This is a genomic window from Pseudarthrobacter sp. AL07 (assembly GCF_029960665.1).
Lineage (GTDB): Bacteria > Actinomycetota > Actinomycetes > Actinomycetales > Micrococcaceae > Arthrobacter.
The window spans coordinates 130,517-149,394 of record NZ_JASBRB010000003.1; the positions used below are offsets into that span (position 1 = coordinate 130,517).

At 62.1% G+C, this 18,878-nt stretch carries 23 protein-coding genes and 1 riboswitch; of the genes, 6 read left to right on the forward strand and 17 right to left on the reverse strand.

Going from position 1 to position 18,878, the window contains the following annotated elements; genetic code table 11:
• Nucleotides 1-6 precede the first annotated feature (6 nt).
• The 3 genes from QK290_RS04190 to QK290_RS04200 all read left to right on the forward strand — a co-directional run bounded on the left by QK290_RS04190 (nucleotide 7) and on the right by QK290_RS04200 (nucleotide 4,031).
• Entirely contained in the window at nucleotides 7-1,677 is a 1,671-nt protein-coding gene (locus tag QK290_RS04190; protein WP_282329466.1) for a PAS domain-containing sensor histidine kinase, read from the forward strand.
• A 169-nt stretch (nucleotides 1,678-1,846) separates the two neighbouring features.
• Nucleotides 1,847-1,922: riboswitch (cyclic di-GMP riboswitch) on the forward strand.
• 21 nt (nucleotides 1,923-1,943) lie between these two features.
• On the forward strand, nucleotides 1,944-2,366 hold the full coding sequence (locus QK290_RS04195) for a hypothetical protein (RefSeq protein WP_282329467.1): 423 nt from the start codon (nucleotides 1,944-1,946) through the stop codon (nucleotides 2,364-2,366).
• Nucleotides 2,367-2,438: 72 nt separating this feature from the next.
• Nucleotides 2,439-4,031, forward strand: a complete 1,593-nt coding sequence (locus QK290_RS04200) for a signal peptidase I (protein ID WP_282329468.1) — start codon at nucleotides 2,439-2,441, stop codon at nucleotides 4,029-4,031.
• Between the two features lie 12 nt (nucleotides 4,032-4,043).
• Here QK290_RS04200 and QK290_RS04205 read toward each other — a convergent pair whose 3' ends face one another.
• From QK290_RS04205 to QK290_RS04240, 8 genes are all read right to left on the reverse strand, one after another.
• Nucleotides 4,044-4,937, reverse strand: a complete 894-nt coding sequence (locus QK290_RS04205) for a tRNA pseudouridine synthase A (RefSeq protein ID WP_282329469.1) — start codon at nucleotides 4,935-4,937, stop codon at nucleotides 4,044-4,046.
• A gap of 32 nt (nucleotides 4,938-4,969) precedes the next feature.
• Nucleotides 4,970-5,662: a 50S ribosomal protein L17 gene (gene rplQ, locus QK290_RS04210; RefSeq protein ID WP_282329470.1), complete on the reverse strand. Its 693-nt coding sequence runs from the start codon at nucleotides 5,660-5,662 to the stop codon at nucleotides 4,970-4,972.
• Between the two features lie 77 nt (nucleotides 5,663-5,739).
• Entirely contained in the window at nucleotides 5,740-6,750 is a 1,011-nt protein-coding gene (locus tag QK290_RS04215) for a DNA-directed RNA polymerase subunit alpha (protein ID WP_056344331.1), read from the reverse strand.
• Between the two features lie 132 nt (nucleotides 6,751-6,882).
• On the reverse strand, nucleotides 6,883-7,284 hold the full coding sequence (gene rpsK, locus QK290_RS04220; protein ID WP_018769149.1) for a 30S ribosomal protein S11: 402 nt from the start codon (nucleotides 7,282-7,284) through the stop codon (nucleotides 6,883-6,885).
• 51 nt (nucleotides 7,285-7,335) lie between these two features.
• The gene (rpsM, locus tag QK290_RS04225; RefSeq protein ID WP_066293239.1) at nucleotides 7,336-7,710 is read right to left on the reverse strand and encodes a 30S ribosomal protein S13; all 375 of its coding nucleotides are present in this window, start codon (nucleotides 7,708-7,710) and stop codon (nucleotides 7,336-7,338) included.
• A 176-nt stretch (nucleotides 7,711-7,886) separates the two neighbouring features.
• Nucleotides 7,887-8,000 (reverse strand): 50S ribosomal protein L36, encoded by a 114-nt coding sequence (gene rpmJ, locus QK290_RS04230; protein WP_009358722.1) that lies wholly within the window; start codon nucleotides 7,998-8,000, stop codon nucleotides 7,887-7,889.
• Between the two features lie 69 nt (nucleotides 8,001-8,069).
• Nucleotides 8,070-8,291, reverse strand: coding sequence for a translation initiation factor IF-1 (gene infA / locus QK290_RS04235; RefSeq protein ID WP_009358723.1), 222 nt, complete (start codon nucleotides 8,289-8,291; stop codon nucleotides 8,070-8,072).
• A 168-nt stretch (nucleotides 8,292-8,459) separates the two neighbouring features.
• Nucleotides 8,460-9,422, reverse strand: a complete 963-nt coding sequence (locus tag QK290_RS04240) for a P1 family peptidase (RefSeq protein ID WP_282329471.1) — start codon at nucleotides 9,420-9,422, stop codon at nucleotides 8,460-8,462.
• Between the two features lie 222 nt (nucleotides 9,423-9,644).
• Between QK290_RS04240 and QK290_RS04245 the strand changes: the two genes are divergently transcribed.
• The 3 genes from QK290_RS04245 to QK290_RS04255 all read left to right on the forward strand — a co-directional run bounded on the left by QK290_RS04245 (nucleotide 9,645) and on the right by QK290_RS04255 (nucleotide 12,938).
• A complete protein-coding gene (locus QK290_RS04245; protein ID WP_282329472.1) occupies nucleotides 9,645-10,604 on the forward strand; it encodes a sugar ABC transporter permease in 960 nt (319 codons plus the stop codon).
• Complete coding sequence (locus tag QK290_RS04250; protein ID WP_282329473.1) at nucleotides 10,601-11,521, forward strand: carbohydrate ABC transporter permease; 921 nt, start codon at nucleotides 10,601-10,603, stop codon at nucleotides 11,519-11,521. Before QK290_RS04245 ends, QK290_RS04250 begins: the two co-directional genes overlap by 4 nt.
• Before the next feature lie 70 nt (nucleotides 11,522-11,591).
• Nucleotides 11,592-12,938, forward strand: coding sequence for an ABC transporter substrate-binding protein (locus tag QK290_RS04255; RefSeq protein WP_282329474.1), 1,347 nt, complete (start codon nucleotides 11,592-11,594; stop codon nucleotides 12,936-12,938).
• 102 nt (nucleotides 12,939-13,040) lie between these two features.
• Here QK290_RS04255 and map read toward each other — a convergent pair whose 3' ends face one another.
• The 9 genes from map to rpsH all read right to left on the reverse strand — a co-directional run bounded on the left by map (nucleotide 13,041) and on the right by rpsH (nucleotide 18,814).
• On the reverse strand, nucleotides 13,041-13,868 hold the full coding sequence (gene map / locus QK290_RS04260; protein WP_282329475.1) for a type I methionyl aminopeptidase: 828 nt from the start codon (nucleotides 13,866-13,868) through the stop codon (nucleotides 13,041-13,043).
• A gap of 71 nt (nucleotides 13,869-13,939) precedes the next feature.
• Complete coding sequence (locus tag QK290_RS04265) at nucleotides 13,940-14,509, reverse strand: adenylate kinase (RefSeq protein WP_282329628.1); 570 nt, start codon at nucleotides 14,507-14,509, stop codon at nucleotides 13,940-13,942.
• 5 nt (nucleotides 14,510-14,514) lie between these two features.
• Nucleotides 14,515-15,825: a preprotein translocase subunit SecY gene (gene secY / locus QK290_RS04270; protein ID WP_282329476.1), complete on the reverse strand. Its 1,311-nt coding sequence runs from the start codon at nucleotides 15,823-15,825 to the stop codon at nucleotides 14,515-14,517.
• Between the two features lie 219 nt (nucleotides 15,826-16,044).
• Nucleotides 16,045-16,527: a 50S ribosomal protein L15 gene (gene rplO / locus QK290_RS04275; RefSeq protein ID WP_104062629.1), complete on the reverse strand. Its 483-nt coding sequence runs from the start codon at nucleotides 16,525-16,527 to the stop codon at nucleotides 16,045-16,047.
• The gene (rpmD, locus tag QK290_RS04280) at nucleotides 16,528-16,734 is read right to left on the reverse strand and encodes a 50S ribosomal protein L30 (RefSeq protein WP_056344352.1); all 207 of its coding nucleotides are present in this window, start codon (nucleotides 16,732-16,734) and stop codon (nucleotides 16,528-16,530) included.
• Between the two features lie 3 nt (nucleotides 16,735-16,737).
• On the reverse strand, nucleotides 16,738-17,478 hold the full coding sequence (gene rpsE / locus QK290_RS04285) for a 30S ribosomal protein S5 (protein WP_282329477.1): 741 nt from the start codon (nucleotides 17,476-17,478) through the stop codon (nucleotides 16,738-16,740).
• Nucleotides 17,475-17,858 carry a 50S ribosomal protein L18 gene (gene rplR, locus QK290_RS04290; protein ID WP_056344358.1) on the reverse strand — a complete coding sequence of 128 codons (384 nt, stop codon included), beginning with the start codon at nucleotides 17,856-17,858 and terminating at the stop codon, nucleotides 17,475-17,477. The genes rpsE and rplR overlap by 4 nt, the downstream gene beginning before the upstream one ends.
• A 2-nt stretch (nucleotides 17,859-17,860) precedes the next feature.
• A complete protein-coding gene (gene rplF, locus QK290_RS04295) occupies nucleotides 17,861-18,397 on the reverse strand; it encodes a 50S ribosomal protein L6 (protein ID WP_056344361.1) in 537 nt (178 codons plus the stop codon).
• 18 nt (nucleotides 18,398-18,415) lie between these two features.
• A complete protein-coding gene (gene rpsH / locus QK290_RS04300; protein ID WP_056344363.1) occupies nucleotides 18,416-18,814 on the reverse strand; it encodes a 30S ribosomal protein S8 in 399 nt (132 codons plus the stop codon).
• Nucleotides 18,815-18,878: the final 64 nt, after the last annotated feature.

Consider the following 18,878-nt stretch of genomic DNA (forward strand, 5'->3'; position numbering starts at 1 on the left):
TCCCGTATGGCTGTACGTCCATCACCTCGGGGAGTGGCCCTAAAGTTCAAGAACCTGGGCCCCCGCACCCAAGTGGCCTTGTGCCAGCTTCCGCTATCCCTGATTGTTACCGTCCTTGGCGTGATGACACCCTTCGGCTGGCCATCGCTGCTGTCCAGCCCCCTCTACCTGGCCGGACTGGCACTGCACGCCGCCCTCTTCCTGGCATGTTTCCTGACTCCCTGGGAGCGCCTGCGCCAAAGCGCCTACCTAATCATTCCGGTGCTGGACCTTCTCGCCGTAGGACTGCTGCGCAACGGCGCCGCGCCGCTCCTGCCGGGACTGGCAATCCTGGTGGTGTTTCCGGTGATCTGGCTGGCCGCTTCCGGGATGCTGGTCCGGACCAGCGTTGTACTGAGCGCTGTGGGTCCGCTCCTGATCATGGTTCCATCAACAGCCCCGAAGTTGCCCAACCTCACGGCTGCGGACGTCACGGTCCTCGTTCTTTTCCCGCTGGTGATGCTTGCTGTTTCTCTCGCAATCCGCTTCGCCAGCGTCAATATGCGCGTCCAGCACCGCGAGCTACAAGCCATGGGCCAGGAGCTGCGGGAGCTTCTCGCCGCGAGCCGGGAACGCGAGAAGCTCCTGGTGACCATCCTGGATGCCACCGACGTCGGCATTATTGCCGTCGATTCGATCGGTAACCAACTGCTGGCCAACAACATGATGAGGCGTTGGCAGCAGACCGCCACACCCGCCGGCGTCGTGCCTGCCGACCATAGCCAACAGCGGGTCTTCGCCCAAGACAAAGTGACTCCCCTCCCGCCGGACAAGCGTCCCCTCCGGCGCGCCATCGAGGGTGAATCATTTGCGGACTATCTTGTCTGGATCGGCGATGCCCCGCAGCAGCGCGCGGTGTCCACCGCCGCCAGGCCGTTAATGGACGACGCCGGCCGCCTCACCGGAGCGGTGGTGGTCTACAACGACGTCACGGGGCTGGTCGAAGCCATGGCCGCGAACGAGGAACTGGTCGCGAATGTCTCCCACGAGTTCAGGTCCCCACTCAATTCCATCCTGGGCAACATTGACCTCGTACTCGAGGACAGCGACGGAATGCCTGCCCTCACGGTCCGCCGCCTCGGCGTGGTACAGCGCAACTCCGAACGGCTGCTTGCCCTGGTCTCGGATCTGACGCTCGAGGCCTCCGCGGCGCTGAACGTCCACCCGAAGCGCACCGACATTTCCGGCCTGGTGGAGACCAGCATCGGCTCGGCGCAGGCGCAGGCGGAGCGAGCAGATGTGGCGCTGGTGGCCGACGTGCCCTCCCCGCTCTGGGCCTACGCCGACCCGCTCCGGATCGGCCAGGCACTGGACAATCTCGTGTCGAACGCCATCAAGTACTCCCCCGACGGCGGCACCGTGACCATCAGCGCGGCCGGCACCGAAGACTGGGTCAAGCTGGTTATTCAGGACACCGGGATGGGCATGGCACCGGAGGACGCGGCCAAGGTCTTCAGCCGGTTCTTCCGCGCCGAGTCTGCCCGAGACGCAGCCATCCCCGGAGCCGGGCTGGGCCTTGCCATCACCAAGACCATCTTGGAACGCCACGGCGGGAAAATCTCCTGTGACAGCAAACCAGGAATGGGCAGCACGTTTACTCTCACATTGCCGGCGGAGGGCTATTCCCCATCCTTTTAGCGCAGGTTTTCGCTTCAGTCGCAGGTTTACCGCGATATCTCCACCGAATGGAGAGAGGTGGCCAAGGCTTCCCGCAGGACCATCCAAACTTTCGAATTTGAGCTTTTTCCCTTGCTACCTTCGTTTTATCGGTGCAAGACAAACCGCAAAGTTCTTCTTCAAATCGGTTCACTGATAAAGGCAAACCCGGTGCAAACCTGGGACGCAAAGCCACGGGGCCACTCAGGGTCAGCCGGGCCACCCTAAACTGAAAGAGAAACATCATCATGCGCAAATCCGCAAAGATCATCACCGCCCTGTCCGTCGCCGGCCTCGCTGTTGCCGCCGGCTCCGCTTTCACCGGCACGGGTGTCACCACGTCCGGCACCGCAGCTTCTGCCCAGTTCGTCGGCGGTACTGTCAGCCAGGCCGTTTCGGGCGCAACCCTGACGACCGTGGGCTACGGCTTCTTTGATACCACCACCAAGAACCAGGTAAACACCATCACTCTGACCTTTGCCGCGGACGCAGCAGGCAAGGCCGTGGCGGCAGCACCGTCGGGCGGTACGGGTGGCACCTTCAGCTGTGGAGTCATCGGAGCCACGACGGCCAACGTATCCGACTGCACCTTCGTCGAGGACCCGGCAACGACTGGAGTTACCGAGACCGGTTACACGGGGCTCTCCAGCCTCGCAGTCACCGTCAGCTAGTAGCACCACCGGGAACGGCCCGTCAGCTTGATGACGGGCCGTTCCTTCACCTCTAGTGAACAGGCAGCATTCATGACCAATCGACTGGCCCGAAGCTTGTCAGCAGTGTTCCTCACACTGGCTGCCGGGCTGCTTGCATTGGTCGGAACAGCCCTGGCCAGCGGCCAGCTGGCGGTCGTCGTCACCGAGGGCGTCAGCATGCAGCCTGCTTACTACGAAGGCGATCTCGTAATTGTTTCCAAAGCCCGATCCTACTCGGTTGGCGACATCGCTGCGTACAAACTTTCGAATGAATACGACGTGGCCCTTCACCGGATCATTGGCGGGGATTCCAAGTCCTTTACCTTCAAGGGCGACAACAACGAATCCGTAGATCCCATGCGGCCAGGCGTCGAAGACCTCGTGGGACGGGCGGTTCTTCACATTCCCCATGCCGGGACCTGGCTAAAGATTCTTACCAGCCCTCCCGTACTCGGCGCCATCGCCTTTGCGCTCATCGCCGGCGGCGGATCCGCCGCCACGTCCAGGAACAGACGCAGAAACAGGAGAACCACCGTGTCCCGCCATATCAGCGATCGCCCCGCCAAGCTCCCCTCAGGCGCCAGTCTCCCGATGGGTAACCTCCCGGGCCCACTGCGGCTCGCTGCCGCCGGGACCGCCGTCGTCGGCATCCTGGGGGCATCCCTAGCGGCCCTCGCCTGGGCAGGTCCCCTGGAACAATCCTCATCAGCCGAGGTCAAAAACGGCACCAGCATGACATTCTCCTACGCGGCCGACGTCGGCCAGAGCGCTGCCTACGACGGCACGACTGTGAGCTCGCCGGACCCGGTGTTCCGCAAACTTGCCAACACCGTGGAGGTGGACTTCGCCTACGAAGGCGATCCCGGCACGGTTGAAGTCGCTGCCGAACTCACCTCACCCAGCGGCTGGCGCTCCACCGTCCCGCTGGCAGGACCCCAGCCCGTCACCGGCGACAGCTACGAAGGCACAGTGACCCTGGACCTTAAATCATTCCAGGCGAAGGCAGACGCCGCCGCCGCCGTCACCGGTCTCAGCGCCGCTCCTGTCGCCATAGCAGTTGTCCCGCAGGTGACCACCGAAACAGGCGCGGAATTCAAACCGAAGCTGCAGCTCAGCATGACGCCCCTCCAGCTCTCACTGACCGGGGGCGAGCAGGCCCTCAGCGTCACCGACAGCGCCACCACCCAGCAGACAGTCATGGCACCACGGACACTGGGCTTCAACGGCTGGAACATCAGCGCAGCGACTGCCCGGGGCCTCTCCGCCGTGCTGCTGCTGACGGCCCTCATTGCAGCCCTCGTGGTGGTCATCATGGCCCGCAGGAGCACCCCGGTGGACGAAGCCACCGGCATCCGCCGCCGCTACTCATCGCTTTTGGTCCGGGTACATCCCATGACCGCACCCCAGGGCCGTCCGGTCATCGATGTGACCAGCTTCGCCACACTCGCAAAACTCGCGGAACGCTATGGACTCCTGGTCCTGCATTGGACCCGCAGCGGAGTGGAAACGTTCATTGTGCAGGACGAAAGCACCACCTACCGCTACCGGGCGGGGGCGGCCATCACAGCCCCGGCAGAGAATGTTTCTGATGGGCTGGACCTTGCGGCGGCACACCCCGCCTCCCCGGCTGACCGGAACTCTTAGCCGGAGAACGGGTCAGTGCTGCCGCACGGCCCGGGTCAGCTCAGCCCTCGCCAGCATCTCGTCGTCGGACGGGTAAGCCACTTCCTCGAGGACCAGCGGGTGCGGTGCAGCCAGGACGGACTTGGCATCCCGCTTTTTGGCCAGCAGCCGCTCATGCAGCCAGTCCGGCTCCTCGATGCCCTCGCCCACGAAAAGGGCTGAGCCAACCAGGGAGCGCACCATGTTGTGGCAGAACGCGTCTGCCTGGACGGTGGCCACAATGACGCCGTCTTCACTGCGGTGGAACTCGAAGCGCTGCAGCTCACGGACGGTGGTGGCACCCTCCCGCGGCTTGCAGTAGGACAGGAAGTTCTGCAGCCCCAGCAGCTGCATGGCTCCCGCGTTCAGCAGGTCCACGTCCAGCGGGCTTTGGTGCCAGAGCGTGAAGTACCGTTCAAGCGGATCCCACAGGGCAGGTCCGTCCGCGATGCGGTAGCTGTAGCGCCGCCAGAGTGCAGAGAACCTGGCATCGAACCCCACGGGCGCCAGGGACACCAGGTGGACCTCGATAGCCCCGCTCAGGTCCCCCAACCCCCTGCTGAGGGCGCCGCGAATCCGCCGAAGGAATGCGACGGCGGGATCCAGTTCGTGCCCGCGCGGCAGTTTCAGCCACTCGGCCTCGGTCAGGTCCAGGTGGACCACCTGGCCGCGGGCGTGCACACCGGCGTCCGTACGTCCCGCCACGGTGACCCGGATGGGCCGGCGGATCAACAACGCCAGGGCCTCTTCCAGGATGCCTTGGACTGTCCGCAATCCCGGCTGCACTGCCCACCCGTTGAAGGGGCCGCCGTCGTACGATAAATCAAACCGGACACGCAAAAACCCGCCGCCCCCCAAAACGGGGGCAGCGGGTTTTTGGTCGTTCATAGACATAAGTCTACTGGAGCGTCAGAGCCTGATTACTCAGCTTCGACGGCCTGTGCAGCGTCGCCACCGGCAGGCACGAAACCTGCGGCTGCGGCGGACTCAGCAGAGTCGAACCAGACTTCAGCAACCGTGGCGTCGTACCAGCGTGAGCCGGGAACGTGGTACTTCATGGAGTCCTCGTTGCCCTTGACCTCGAAGCCCTCAGGGGCAACGTTGTCAGCCGTAGCAGGCTTGGAGCCGGCGTACTTGGCTTCAGCAGCTTCGGTCTCGGCGGCTTCGGTCTCAACAACCGGAGCTTCTTCAGCAACCGGAGCAGCCTTGGCAGCAGCCTGGGTAGCCTCGGCCACAACGGCCTGCTTGGCGGAAACCGGCTCGAGAACCAGTTCGATGACAGCCATGGGAGCGTTGTCGCCCTTACGGTTGCCGATCTTGGTGATGCGGGTGTAGCCGCCGTTGCGGTTCTCCACTGCCTGTGCAATGTCGGTGAACAGCTCGTGGACGATGCCCTTGTTGCTGATCAGGCCGAGTACACGGCGGCGGGAAGCCAGGTCGCCACGCTTGGCGAAAGTCACCAGGCGCTCGGCGTACGGCTTCAGTCGCTTGGCCTTGGTCACCGTGGTGGTGATCCGCTTGTGCTCGAACAGTGCGGCGGACAGGTTCGCGAGCATAAGACGCTCGTGAGCCGCTCCGCCTCCGAGGCGCGGACCCTTAGCGGGGGTAGGCATAATAGTTTCTCCTCATATGGAAGCCAGTGGGCTGCGCACACCGTGGTGCATCCAGCCAGCCGGCCAAGATCTGTTTGTTAGAGTTCGTCGTCGCCGAAAGCGGCGTCGTCCTCTTCAATTGCTGCGGCGCGTGCTGCGAGGTCAAAACCGGGAGGCGAGTCCTTGAGGGACAGGCCCAGTTCAACCAGCTTTGCCTTGACCTCGTCAATGGACTTCGCACCGAAGTTACGGATGTCCATGAGGTCAGCCTCGGAGCGTGCAACAAGTTCACCCACGGTGTGGATGCCCTCACGCTTGAGGCAGTTGTAGGAACGGACGGTGAGGTCCAGATCCTCGATCGGCAGTGCCATGTCTGCTGCCAGGGCAGCATCCGTCGGCGAGGGACCAATCTCGATACCTTCAGCTGCGGTGTTCAGCTCGCGGGCCAGACCGAAGAGTTCCACCAGGGTGGTACCTGCGGAAGCAACAGCATCGCGCGGGGCGATGGCCTGCTTGGTCTCGACGTCGACAATGAGCTTGTCGAAGTCGGTGCGCTGCTCAACACGGGTTGCTTCCACGCGGAAAGTAACCTTCAGGACCGGCGAGTAGATCGAGTCGACCGGGATACGGCCGATCTCGGAGTCGCCGGACTTGTTCTGAGCTGCCGAAACGTAGCCGCGGCCGCGCTCGATGGTCAGTTCGAGTTCGAACTTGCCCTTCGAGTTCAGCGTGGCAATGTGCAGATCCGGGTTGTGGAATTCGACGCCGGCCGGCGGAGCGATGTCCGCGGCGGTGACGACTCCGGGGCCCTGCTTGCGCAGGTAAGCCACAACCGGCTCGTCGTGCTCGGAGGAAACCGAGAGGCTCTTGATGTTCAGGATGATCTCAGTGACATCTTCCTTGACACCCGGAACCGTGGTGAACTCGTGCAGCACGCCATCGATCCGGATGCTGGTTACAGCGGCACCGGGGATGGAGGAGAGCAGGGTACGGCGGAGGGAGTTTCCTAGGGTGTAGCCGAAGCCCGGTTCCAGCGGTTCAATGATGAAACGCGAGCGGTTATCGGAGACGACCTCTTCGGAGAGGGTGGGGCGCTGTGCAATGAGCACTTAGGTTTCCTTTCGGCGAGCATCCGCTATATGACGCAACACAGGTGGTGGAAATTTGGTCTGAAGACTTAACGCGGCTGGGCTTGCCCGGACCATTGACGGTCCGGGCAAGCTCAAGCTGCTGGAAAAGCCTTAGACGCGGCGGCGCTTCGGCGGACGGCAGCCGTTGTGCGCTGCGGGGGTGACGTCCTGGATGGAGCCAACCTCCAGGCCAGCGGCCTGCAGCGATCGGATTGCGGTTTCGCGGCCTGAACCGGGTCCCTTGACGAAAACGTCAACCTTGCGCATGCCGTGCTCCTGCGCACGCTTGGCAGCAGCTTCGGCAGCCATCTGGGCTGCGAACGGGGTGGACTTGCGTGAGCCCTTGAAGCCAACCTCACCTGAGGAAGCCCAAGAGATAACAGCGCCATTCGGGTCCGTGATGGACACGATGGTGTTGTTAAAAGTGCTCTTGATGTGCGCCTGGCCCAGCGCGATATTCTTTTTGTCCTTCTTACGCGGCTTGCGAACCGCGCCACGAGTCTTCGGGGGCATTTTTTCTCCTACAGAAAGTTATTGGGGGAAGACGAGTCAATCCCGAGGGATTTAACGTGCCTTCTTCTTGCCTGCAACGGTGCGCTTCGGACCCTTACGGGTACGTGCGTTCGTCTTCGTACGCTGTCCGCGCACTGGCAGGCCCTTACGGTGGCGAATACCTTCGTAGCTGCCGATTTCAACCTTGCGGCGGATATCAGCTGCTACTTCGCGGCGAAGGTCACCCTCAACCTTGTAGTTGCCTTCAATGTAGTCACGAAGTTCCACCAGCTGGGTATCGGTGAGGTCCTTAACGCGGACGTCAGCGCTGATGCCAGTGGCAGCCAGGGTTTCGTGTGCACGGGTCTTGCCCACGCCGTAGATGTAAGTAAGCGCAATTTCCAACCGCTTTTCGCGGGGAATGTCTACGCCAGCGAGACGAGCCATAGAGGCAGTGCTCCTTGAATAAACCGGAGGTCGTAGGCAGTACACCCGCACGTTCTGTGCGGCCCCAGCCTCCGACCGGGGGTTAGCTGTCCGGGCTCATACGTCCCAGTTCAGCTTGTGCTGCCTTTTATTTACTTGCGTGGGTTAGCAACCCAGGATTTCCCTCGGAAGGGAAATTAGCCCTGGCGCTGCTTGTGGCGCGGGTTCTCGCAGATCACCATGACCCGGCCATTACGGCGGATCACTTTGCACTTTTCGCAGATCTGCTTGACGCTCGGCTTGACCTTCATGGCGTTCCTTTGCGTGTGGCAGTTGGTCAACTGGTGCAGCCTTCAGCTCACGCTGAGGCCGCCCAGAATTTACTTGTAGCGGTAGACGATACGACCCCGAGTGAGGTCATAAGGGCTCAGTTCCACCACTACCCGGTCCTCAGGGAGAATCCTGATGTAGTGCTGGCGCATCTTGCCTGAGATGTGCGCGAGTACGATGTGCTTGTTGGTCAGCTCAACGCGAAACATCGCGTTAGGCAGCGCCTCAGTCACAACGCCTTCGATCTCAATGACCCCGTCCTTCTTGGCCATACCCTCCGCTAACTGTTGTTGCCGCAGCCCTGCCGGATTGCACCGGACATGACCACGAACGTTTTTGTTGGATCGGTGACCGCCTCCGGCCCCAAACAGGGCACAGCTGGGCAGACAACCAACAAACAACGTTACTACATCTGTACTCAGTTACCAAAAAATACCGAGTTACACAATCCCGTCCAGGATCGCCAAGCGTACGACGTCGGCTGCCGCGCTCTGCAGGGTAATGAGACTCACCTGACGGGCAGTTTCAGTACTGCGGTCCAGCGCCACGTCGCCAGTGGCGAGGCAGAACACAGTATCCCCGTCCGCCAACGTGTGCGAAGGATTAAGCGCGCGAGCCAGCCCAGCATGTGCAGCAGAAGCAGTCCGGTAGCACTCGGCGGGGTCCAGGACAGCGTTCGTAGCAACAACCACCAATGTCGTATTCAACGCTGTCGGCGCGTCTAAGGTGGGCCCACGCGAGCCGGGTTCCCTGGCCGAGCTTGCGAGGTTAGGGGGCTCGTGGGGAGGAACGACCGAGCGCGCGGAGGGTTGCGGCTCCTGCCGCCCGTCCGACACCGGAAAGCCAAGGGCGTTCACCACGGCCAGCGCCCCCACAACCACGCCGTTCTCGAGCGTGACCGATGCGGTACCCACTCCGCCCTTGAACTGTCCCCGGCCAATAAGAGCTCCGGTGCCGGCGCCCACACTGCCGCGTCCGACGTCGTGCCCGTCCTTTTCGGCAGCGGCCGCAACAGTTGCTGCGTAGCCCATGTCCGCCGTCGGGCGCGCAGAGAAATCGCCGCCCCTGCCCAGGTCGAAGATAGCGGCGGCAGGGACGATCGGCACCACTCCCCCGGGGACGGCGAAGCCCCGGCCGTTCTCTTCGCACCAGCTCTGCGCACCGTGGGCGGAGACGAGCCCGTAGGCACTGCCGCCGGTGAGGACCACAGCGTCCACGGTGGACACCAGCGTGGTGGGGTCCAGCGCGTCAGTCTCGTGCGTACCCGGGGCCCCGCCGCGGACGTCCACGGAACCGACTGTCCCCGGCGGCGGGAGGACCACGCTTACGCCTGTCAGCCAGCCGTCGCCGGACTTCTGCTGGTGTCCTACCCGAATCCCCGGCACGTCAGTTATGGCTCCCATGGGCTCCATTCTGCTCCATCGCGAACCGTCGCTCCGGCGCGTCAAACAAACACTGTGCAATACTGCTGGAAACACGGAGTTAATGGGCGATGAAGCCTCCAACAACAATCCTCTGGCGAGGGCTTATGCGGGATTCTGCTCACCGACCGTGTGGTGAAGTATGGCTAGATTCCCTGCCCGCAAGGCCCGCCTAGTGCGGGCCCCGATCCGTTGGAGACCCTCATGACGCGTCAACTCGCCTCCACACGTTCCACAGAGCCCCCGGGCCCTCTTGGCCCGCCAACGCGGCGACGCCCGAATCGCTGGTCCGGCCGGGCCCGGCGGGACTTCTTCGTGTTCCTGGCGTTGGCACTGCCAAACCTCGTACTCATCGCCGTGTTTACCTACCGCCCGCTCATCAGCAATATCTACTACTCGACCCTTGACTGGACCCTGGGTTCGGCGTCGGCAACGGTGGTGGGACTAGACAACTACGTCACCTTCTTCAGCAGCAACGACGCTACCAAAGTGCTCGGCACCACGGCAGTGTTCACCCTGGTGACAGTGGGCGGTTCCATGATCCTAGGCCTGCTCATAGCTCTGGCGCTGAACTCCAAGGTCCGCGGCACAACGTTCGCAAGGTCGGCTGTTTTCGCCCCGTACGTGTTGTCCGGCGTGGGGGTGGGCCTGGTCTGGCTGTTCATTTTCGATCCCGGCTACGGTGTGCTGGCCTGGATCCTCCGCGGTCTGGGACAGCAGAGCCCGCAGTGGATCAATGACCCGCAGCTTTCCCTGGTGATGGTCATCCTCGTCTACATCTGGAAAAACCTCGGATACTGCGCCGTGGTGTACCTTGCCGGCCTGCAGTCACTGCCCCAGGACGTTATGGAAGCCGCCTCGCTCGACGGGGCGAACGGATTCAGGCGCTTCGTCAGTATGTCGATCCCGCTGCTGTCACCCACCACTTTTTTCCTGCTGATCACCAGCATGCTGAGCTCCCTTCAGGCCTTCGACCTGATCCGGATAATGACGCCGCTCGGGACTGGCACCAGCACCCTGATCTACGAGGCCTACCTGCAGGCATTCGGGGCCTTCAATAGGGCCGGATACTCCGCCTCGATTTCCGTGATCCTGTTTGCCATCCTGCTGGTTGTCACCCTGCTCCAACTCCGCTTCGTGGAACGAAAGGTGCACTACTCATGAGTTCCCTGTCGCCGGTCAACCCCGACCCGAGCGCTCCCCCGCTGGTCCATCCTGAAGCATTCGTGCCCCGGGAGCGTCCGTTCTCGGCCCGGAACCTGCTCCAGACAATCGTCGGCGGGTACATTCCGCTCGTTGTTGCCACGATGGTGGTTTTCCTGCCCCTGCTGTGGATGATCCTGAGTTCCCTCAAACTGCCTGGTGAAATCATCACCACGGACCTGCAGATTCTTCCGGACAGCGTCAACGTGGAGAACTACAACATCGCCATGACCACCGTGCCGTTCGCCCAGTTCTTCATCAACAGCACGATCGTGACCGTGGTTGGCGCCACCGTCAAGGTGTTGCTGGCCATCCTGACCGCTTATGCGCTGGTGTTTGTCCGCTTCCCGTTCAAAAACGCCATCTTCATACTGATTCTTGTGGCCCTGATGGTGCCGCCGCAGGTATCCATCCTGCCCAACTACATTTTGATTGCCGGCATGGGCGGCAAAAATACTCTCTGGGGCATCATCCTCCCAGGACTGGGAACCGCATTCGGAACGTTCCTCCTTCGGCAACATTTCCTGACCCTGCCAGCGTCGATCCTGGAATCCGCCGAGATTGACGGCGCAGGTCACTGGCGCCGCCTGTGGCAGATCGTGGTCCCTGTCTCGGTTCCTTCCATTGCCACAGTGGCGCTGGTGACGGTTGTCAGTGAATGGAACGAATACATCTGGCCGCTCATCATCACGGACCGTCCGGAAACCATGACCCTGCCGGTCGGCCTGACGCTGCTGCAGAACTCCGAAAGCAACGCCTCCGGCTGGGGCATCCTCATGGCCGGCGCTGTGCTGGTCATCGTACCCATCCTGGTGATCTTCGCAGCACTGCAGCGCTACATCGTTGCCGGACTCACCCAAGGCAGCGTTACCGGCTGACCCGCGTCCGCCGTCGTTCTTCCACCAGAAGCAGCAAATCCCTTTAAGGCAACAACCGAAAGGAACCATCATGACTACGAATCTTGACCGACGGCACTTCCTGGGCCTGGCCGGCGTTACCGCCAGTGCGGCAGCGCTTTCCGCCTGCGGGGGCCCTGACACGGGCGGCACCACGGCAGCAAGCGAAGCGGCGGACATTGATTTCAGCGGCGTCAAGCCGGCCGCGAAGATCGATTTCTGGTCCAACCACCCGGGTAAGTCCCAGGACGTCGAGAAATCCATCATCGAAAAATTCCACGCGAAGTACCCGGACATCAAAGTAAACCTGGTCACGGCCGGTGCGAACTACGAGGAAATCGCGCAGAAGTTCCAGACCTCGCAGGCCGCCAAATCGGGGCTGCCCGCTGTTGTGGTCCTGTCCGATGTCTGGTGGTTCCGCTACTTCACGAACGGCAGCATCATTCCGGTCGACGGGCTGATCAAGGAGCTGGACATCAAGGTCGACGATTTCCGACAATCCCTCGTGGACGATTACAAGTACGACGACAGGCAGTGGGCGCTCCCCTACGGGCGCTCTACGCCGCTGTTCTACTACAACAAGGACCACTTTGCGGCCGCAGGCCTGCCGGACCGGGCGCCCGCAACGTGGCAGGAATTTGGCGAGTGGGCCCCGAAGTTGAAAGCGGCCTCGGGTGCACAGTATGCCTACATCTACCCCGCCCTGGCCGGCTACGCAGGCTGGACCCTGCAGAACAACCTTTGGGGCTGGGGCGGCGGCTGGTCAACGGACTGGGAGATCACCTGTGATTCGGCCGAATCGGTGGAAGCATTGCAGTGGGCCCAGGACTCCATCTATAAGCACGCCTGGGCGGGGGTCTCGTCCAAGGAAGCCGCCGACGATTTCTCGGCCGGTCTGACCTCCGCCACCATCTCCTCGACTGGTTCCCTGCTCGGGGTGCTGAAGTCTGCCACCTTCAACGTTGGCGTAGGTTTCCTTCCCGGCGGCCCCAAAGCGAAAACCGGAGTTTGCCCCACAGGCGGCGCCGGCCTGGGCATCCCGAGCGGTATCAGCAAGGAGGAACAGCTCGCCGCGGGAACGTTCCTGAAGTTCATGACCGAGCCCGAAAACACGGCGGCATTCTCCGCCGCTACCGGATACATGCCGACCCGCACCTCCGCCGATATGACGGCAGTGCTGGCCAGAACTCCCCAGATCAAGACCGCCATGGACCAACTTGCCGTAACCAAGGTGCAGGATCGCGCCCGCGTGTTCCTCCCAGGCGCCGATCAGGAGATGGCCAAGGCTGCCGCCAAGATCCTTACCCAGGAAGGCGACGTAAAGGCCACCATGACCGAGCTGAAGGCCACACTCGAGGGAATCTACACCAAGGACGTTAAGCCGAAGCTCAAGGCCTGACGATGCACTAAGTGCCCTGCGATACGCAAAATCCCTGCCGCTACCGGTTTTCAGGTAGCGGCAGGGATTTTGCGCGTCGACGGCAAAGCTGCGTCGAAGGACCTACGGGATCGGAACAGGCACGACGCCGAGAGGCACCAGGTGCTCCGCTCCGCCGTCGGGGGCTGAGAGTACCCAGATCCCCTTTTCATGGACCGCAACCGAGTGCTCCCATTGGCACGAGCGCTTGCCGTCGGTGGTCACCACGGTCCAGTCGTCCTCCAGCACGGCGGTGTCAATGCTGCCGCGGACCAGCATGGGCTCGATGGCTAAGCACAGTCCGGGCTTGATCTTGGGACCGCGGTGGCTGGTGCGGTAGTTCAGGACATCAGGGGCCATGTGCATTTCGGAGCCGATGCCGTGGCCCACGTAGTCCTCCAGGATGCCCAGCGGCTTGCCCGGCACGGACGCAACGTAGTCGTCGATGGCTGCGCCGATATCGCCCACGTGGCTGCCCGTGGCCAGCGCGGCGATGCCGCGCCACATCGCGGCCTGGGTGACATCGGAGAGCCGCTGGTCTTCAGGGTCAACTTCGCCCACGATGACGGTCCGTGCAGAGTCGGAGTGCCAGCCGTCAACAATCGCGCCGCCGTCGATCGAGATGATGTCGCCATCGTTGAGGACCTTGCCGCCGGGGATGCCGTGCACCACTTCCTCGTTCACCGAGGTGCAGATGGTGGCGGGGAAACCGTGGTACCCAAGGAAGTTCGACTTGGCGCCGGCCTCGTTCAGCACCGCGGCGAAAACATCGTCCAGCTGCTTGGTGGTGACGCCGGGAGCGGCAGCCGCCACAGCGGCGTCGAGCGCGCGGCTCAGCACCAGCCCGGCGTCGTGCATGATGCGCATCTGGGCGTTGGTCTTGTATTCGATACGGGGCTGGCCGAAGGCCATGGTGTGTCCTCTCAATGGCTGAGGCTCCTCCCGGATGCCGGGAGGAGCCTCGAAAAGCTGGTGTGCCTGGCTTAGGCTGCCTGGGCTGCCTTGATAGCCTGCATCACGCGGTCGGTGACCTCGTCGATGCCGCCGATGCCGTCGACCTGGGTCAGGATGCCGCGTTCGGCATACTTGGCCACAACGGCCTCGGTCTGCTCGTGGTACAGGTCCAGACGGTGGCGGATCACGGCTTCGTTGTCGTCGCTCCGGCCGGTTTCCTTGGCACGGCCCAACAGGCGGGAGACGAGTTCCTCGTCATCGGCCGTGAGCTGCAGGACGACGTCGAGCCTTTCTTCGCTGTTCGCGAGGATACCGTCCAGGTAGTCCACCTGCGCCGTGGTGCGCGGGTAGCCGTCCAGGAGGAAGCCGTTTTCCACATCCGACTCGCTGAGGCGGTCCCGGACCATCTTGTTGGTGACGCTGTCCGGAACGAAGTCCCCGGCGTCCATGTACTTCTTGGCTTCGATGCCAAGAGGAGTTTCGCCCTTCACATTGGCGCGGAAGATATCACCGGTGGAAATCGCCACGACGCCGAGGCGCTCGGAAATGCGTTCCGCTTGCGTACCTTTTCCGGAACCGGGGGGTCCAATAATCAACATTTTCGTCATCGCAAAAGCCCTTCGTAGTGACGTTGCTGTAGCTGCGCATCTATTTGCTTGACGGTTTCAAGGCCAACGCCCACCATGATCAGGATCGAGGTGCCACCGAACGGGAAGTTCTGGTTCGCGTTGATCAGTACCAATGCCACCAGCGGAATCAGCGCCACGAAGCCCAGGTACATGGCGCCGGGCAGCGTGATCCGGGAGAGCACGTACTGGAGGTAATCCGCGGTCGGTTTTCCGGCACGGATACCCGGGATGAAACCACCGTACTTCTTCATGTTGTCGGAGACCTCTTCAGGGTTGAAGGTGATCGCGACGTAGAAGTAGGTGAAGAACACGATCATGGCGAAGTACAGCGCCATATAGATCGGGTGATCTCCTCGGGTCAGGTTGTTATTAATCCACTCAACCCACGGTGCGAGAGCCTCGCCCGCTTTGGGCTGGTTGAACTGTGAGATCAGTCCCGGCAGATAGAGCATGGATGATGCGAAGATCACGGGGATCACGCCCGCCATGTTCACCTTGATGGGGATGTAGGTGCTGGTGCCGCCGACAGTCCGGCGCCCGATCATCCGCTTGGCGTACTGCACCGGGATTCGGCGCTGGGACTGCTCTACAAAAACCACCAGGGCAACCGTCACCAGGCCGATGATCAGGACCAGGAAGAAGGTTCCCGGACCCTGCGAGCTCCAGATGGCACCGAGCGAGGTGGGGAACTGCGCCGAGATCGAGGTGAAGATGAGCAGCGACATGCCGTTGCCCACACCCTTTTCGGTGACGAGTTCGCCCATCCACATGATGAGCCCGGTACCGGCGGTCAGCGTGATGATCAGCAGGATAGTGGTGATGATGCTGTTATCCGGGATGATCGGCAAGGCACAGCCCGGAAGCAGCTGGCCTGAACGCGCAAGCGACACCAACGTCGTGGCGTTCAGCAGGCCCAGGGCAATGGTGAGGTAGCGCGTGTACTGGGTGAGTTTGGACTGCCCGGAGGCGCCCTCCTCGTACAGCTCCTGGAACCGGGGAATGACCACCCGGAGCAACTGCACAATGATGCTGGCCGTGATGTACGGCATGATGCCCAGCGCGAAGATGGACACCTGAAGCAAGGCACCGCCGCTGAACAGGTTGACGAGCTGATAAAGCCCGCCAGCGCTCTGACCGCTCTGCAAGCATTGCTGGACATTCTGGTAGTTCACACCAGGCGAGGGGATGAATGCACCCAAGCGGAAGATTGTGATGATTGCCAGCGTGAACAACAACTTGCGTCGCAGGTCAGGCGTGCGAAAGGCCCGGCCAAATGCGCTAAGCAAGCGTCCTCCTGTGTTGTTTATAAGCGTGGTGTGATGGGGGACAATAATCCCAACAACCGAGTCTAACGGGTGGATCGGCCATGCGAACAATCCGCGAACCCGCGATTGCGGCGAACGGGCGGAAATAGTCGGCCGGCGGATGTGAAAAAACTCCCGGCGTGCAGGGCCCTGGGGGCCTTGCACACCGGGAGTTCACAACGGGCGTTCACCCACCGTCTACTAGAGAGCGGTGGTGCTTCCGCCTGCTGCTGCAATCTTTTCCGCGGCGCTGGCCGAGAATGCGTGGACGGTGACGTCAACCTTGACGGTGATGTCGCCGGTGCCAAGCACCTTGACGGGCTGGTTCTTGCGAACGGCACCCTTTTCGACCAGGTTCTCCACGGTGACGGTGCCACCTTCCGGGAACAGCTCGTTGAGCTTGTCCAGGTTTACAACCTGGAACTCAACCCGGAACGGGTTCTTGAAGCCGCGCAGCTTCGGCAGGCGCATGTGCAGCGGCAACTGGCCGCCGGCAAAGCCAGCCTTGATCTGGTAGCGGGCCTTCGTACCCTTGGTACCGCGACCAGCGGTCTTGCCCTTGGAACCTTCACCACGACCAACTCGGGTCTTGGCGGTCTTGGCACCCGGGGCGGGACGCAGGTGGTGAACCTTCAGTGTGTTCTGCTTCTCAGCAGTCTCTGCGGCGATCTTTTTCTCTGCCATTTACTTCGCCTCCTCTACCTTTACCAGGTGCGGAACCGTGTTGAGCATTCCAACCGTCACGGCGTCGGCGGTGCGGACAACGGTGTGTCCGATCCGCTTCAGGCCGAGGGACCGAAGGGTGTCGCGCTGGTTCTGCTTGCCGCCAATGGCGGACTTGATCTGAGTGATCTCCAACTGAAGGTCGGAGGGAATCAGGTTCTTAGCCATGGCTTAGACACCCGCCTTCTGGTTCAGGATTGCCTTCACCATTGCCGGCGGAGCAACCTCGTCCAGCGGCAGGCCGCGGCGTGCTGCCACTGCTGCCGGCTCTTCGAGCTGCTTCAGCGCAGCAACAGTCGCGTGAACGATGTTGATGGCGTTGGAGGAACCCAGCGACTTGGAGAGGATGTCGTGGATGCCCACGCACTCCAAGATGGCGCGGACCGGACCACCGGCAATAACACCGGTACCGGCGGAAGCCGGACGCAGCATTACGACGCCGGCAGCGGCCTCACCCTGAACCCGGTGCGGGATGGTGTTCCCAATGCGGGGAACGCGGAAGAAGGACTTCTTGGCCTCTTCTACGCCCTTCGCGATTGCGGCGGGAACTTCCTTAGCCTTGCCGTAGCCCACGCCGACCATGCCGTTACCGTCACCAACGACGACCAGAGCGGTGAAGCTGAAGCGACGACCACCCTTGACGACCTTGGAAACGCGGTTGATGGTGACAACGCGTTCAATGAACTGGCTCTTCTCGGCTTCGCGGCCGCCGTCGCGGCCACCACGGCCACCACGGCCGCCGTCGCGACCGCCCTGAGCACGGTCGCCACGCTCGCCGCCACGACGAGCGCCACCACGGCGGTCATCGGCAGCAGCTGCGGGCGCAGTGGTCTCAGTGGCCGGAGCAGCTACGGCAACAGTTGCCTTCTGATCTGCAGACACAGTGTCCTTTTCCTTGTTTGCTTCCGTCACAGTGACAGCCCACCTTCACGTGCACCGTCAGCGACGGCGGCGATCCGGCCGTGGTACTTGTTACCACCGCGGTCGAAGACAACAGCTTCGATACCGGCAGCCTTGGCACGAGCGGCAACGAGCTCGCCAACGCGCTTGGCCTTGGCGGTCTTGTCGCCTTCGAATGCACGAAGGTCGGCTTCCAGTGTGGAGGCGCTTGCTACGGTCAGGCCCTTGGTGTCATCGACAACCTGGACGAATACGTGGCGTGCGGAGCGGTTGACGACCAGACGAGGACGTACAGCCGTGCCGGAGATGCGCTTGCGGATACGAAGCTGGCGGCGGCTGCGCGAAGCAGACTTGCTCTTGTTCGTACGCTTCTTGTTAATTGAGATGGCCATGGTTACTTACCAGCCTTTCCGACCTTGCGGCGGATGACTTCGCCTGCGTAGCGGATGCCCTTGCCCTTGTAGGGGTCCGGCTTCCGCAGCTTGCGAATGTTGGCAGCAACCTCGCCGACCTGCTGCTTGTTGATACCTGAAACAGAGAGCTTGGTCGGGGTCTCAACTGCAAAGGTGATGCCGTCCGGTGCGGTGACATTTACCGGGTGGCTGTAGCCGAGAGCGAACTCAAGGTCAGATCCCTTGGCCTGAACGCGGTAACCAGTACCAACGATTTCAAGCTTCTTCTCGTAGCCCTTGGTAACGCCCTCGATCATGTTGGAGATCAGGGTGCGGGTCAGGCCGTGGAGTGAACGGGAGGCGCGCTCGTCGTTCGGGCGGGCGACAGTCAGGGTCTCTGCTTCCAGGGAAACCTCGATCGGGCTGGCCACAGTGTGGTTCAGCTCGCCTTTGGCACCCTTGACGCTGACGACAGAGCCGTCAACCTTGACCTCAACGCCGGCAGGAACGGTGATGGGGAGACGTCCAATACGTGACATTATTCTCTTCCTTTCCCGTTACCAGACGTAGGCGAGGACTTCGCCGCCCACGCCCTTCTTGCCGGCTTGCTTATCAGTCAAGAGGCCGGAAGAGGTGGACAGGATTGCGACACCCAGGCCACCGAGCACGTGCGGGAGGTTGGTGGACTTTGCGTAAACACGCAGGCCCGGCTTGGAAATACGGCGAACGCCAGCGATTGAACGCTCGCGGTTCGGTCCGAACTTAAGGTCCAGGGTCAGCTTCTTGCCAACCTCTGCGTCTTCTTCTTTCCAGGAGGCGATGTAACCTTCAGCCTTCAGGATGTCGGCAACGCGTGCCTTGAGCTTGCTGTACGGCATGGACACGGAATCGTGGTAAGCCGAGTTTGCATTGCGCAGACGCGTAAGCATGTCTGCGACCGGATCAGTCATTGTCATTTGGGCTCTTGCCCTTCCTCATAACGGTTTCCTCGCTGCCGCGTAAAGCTTCAGCGAAGGACCT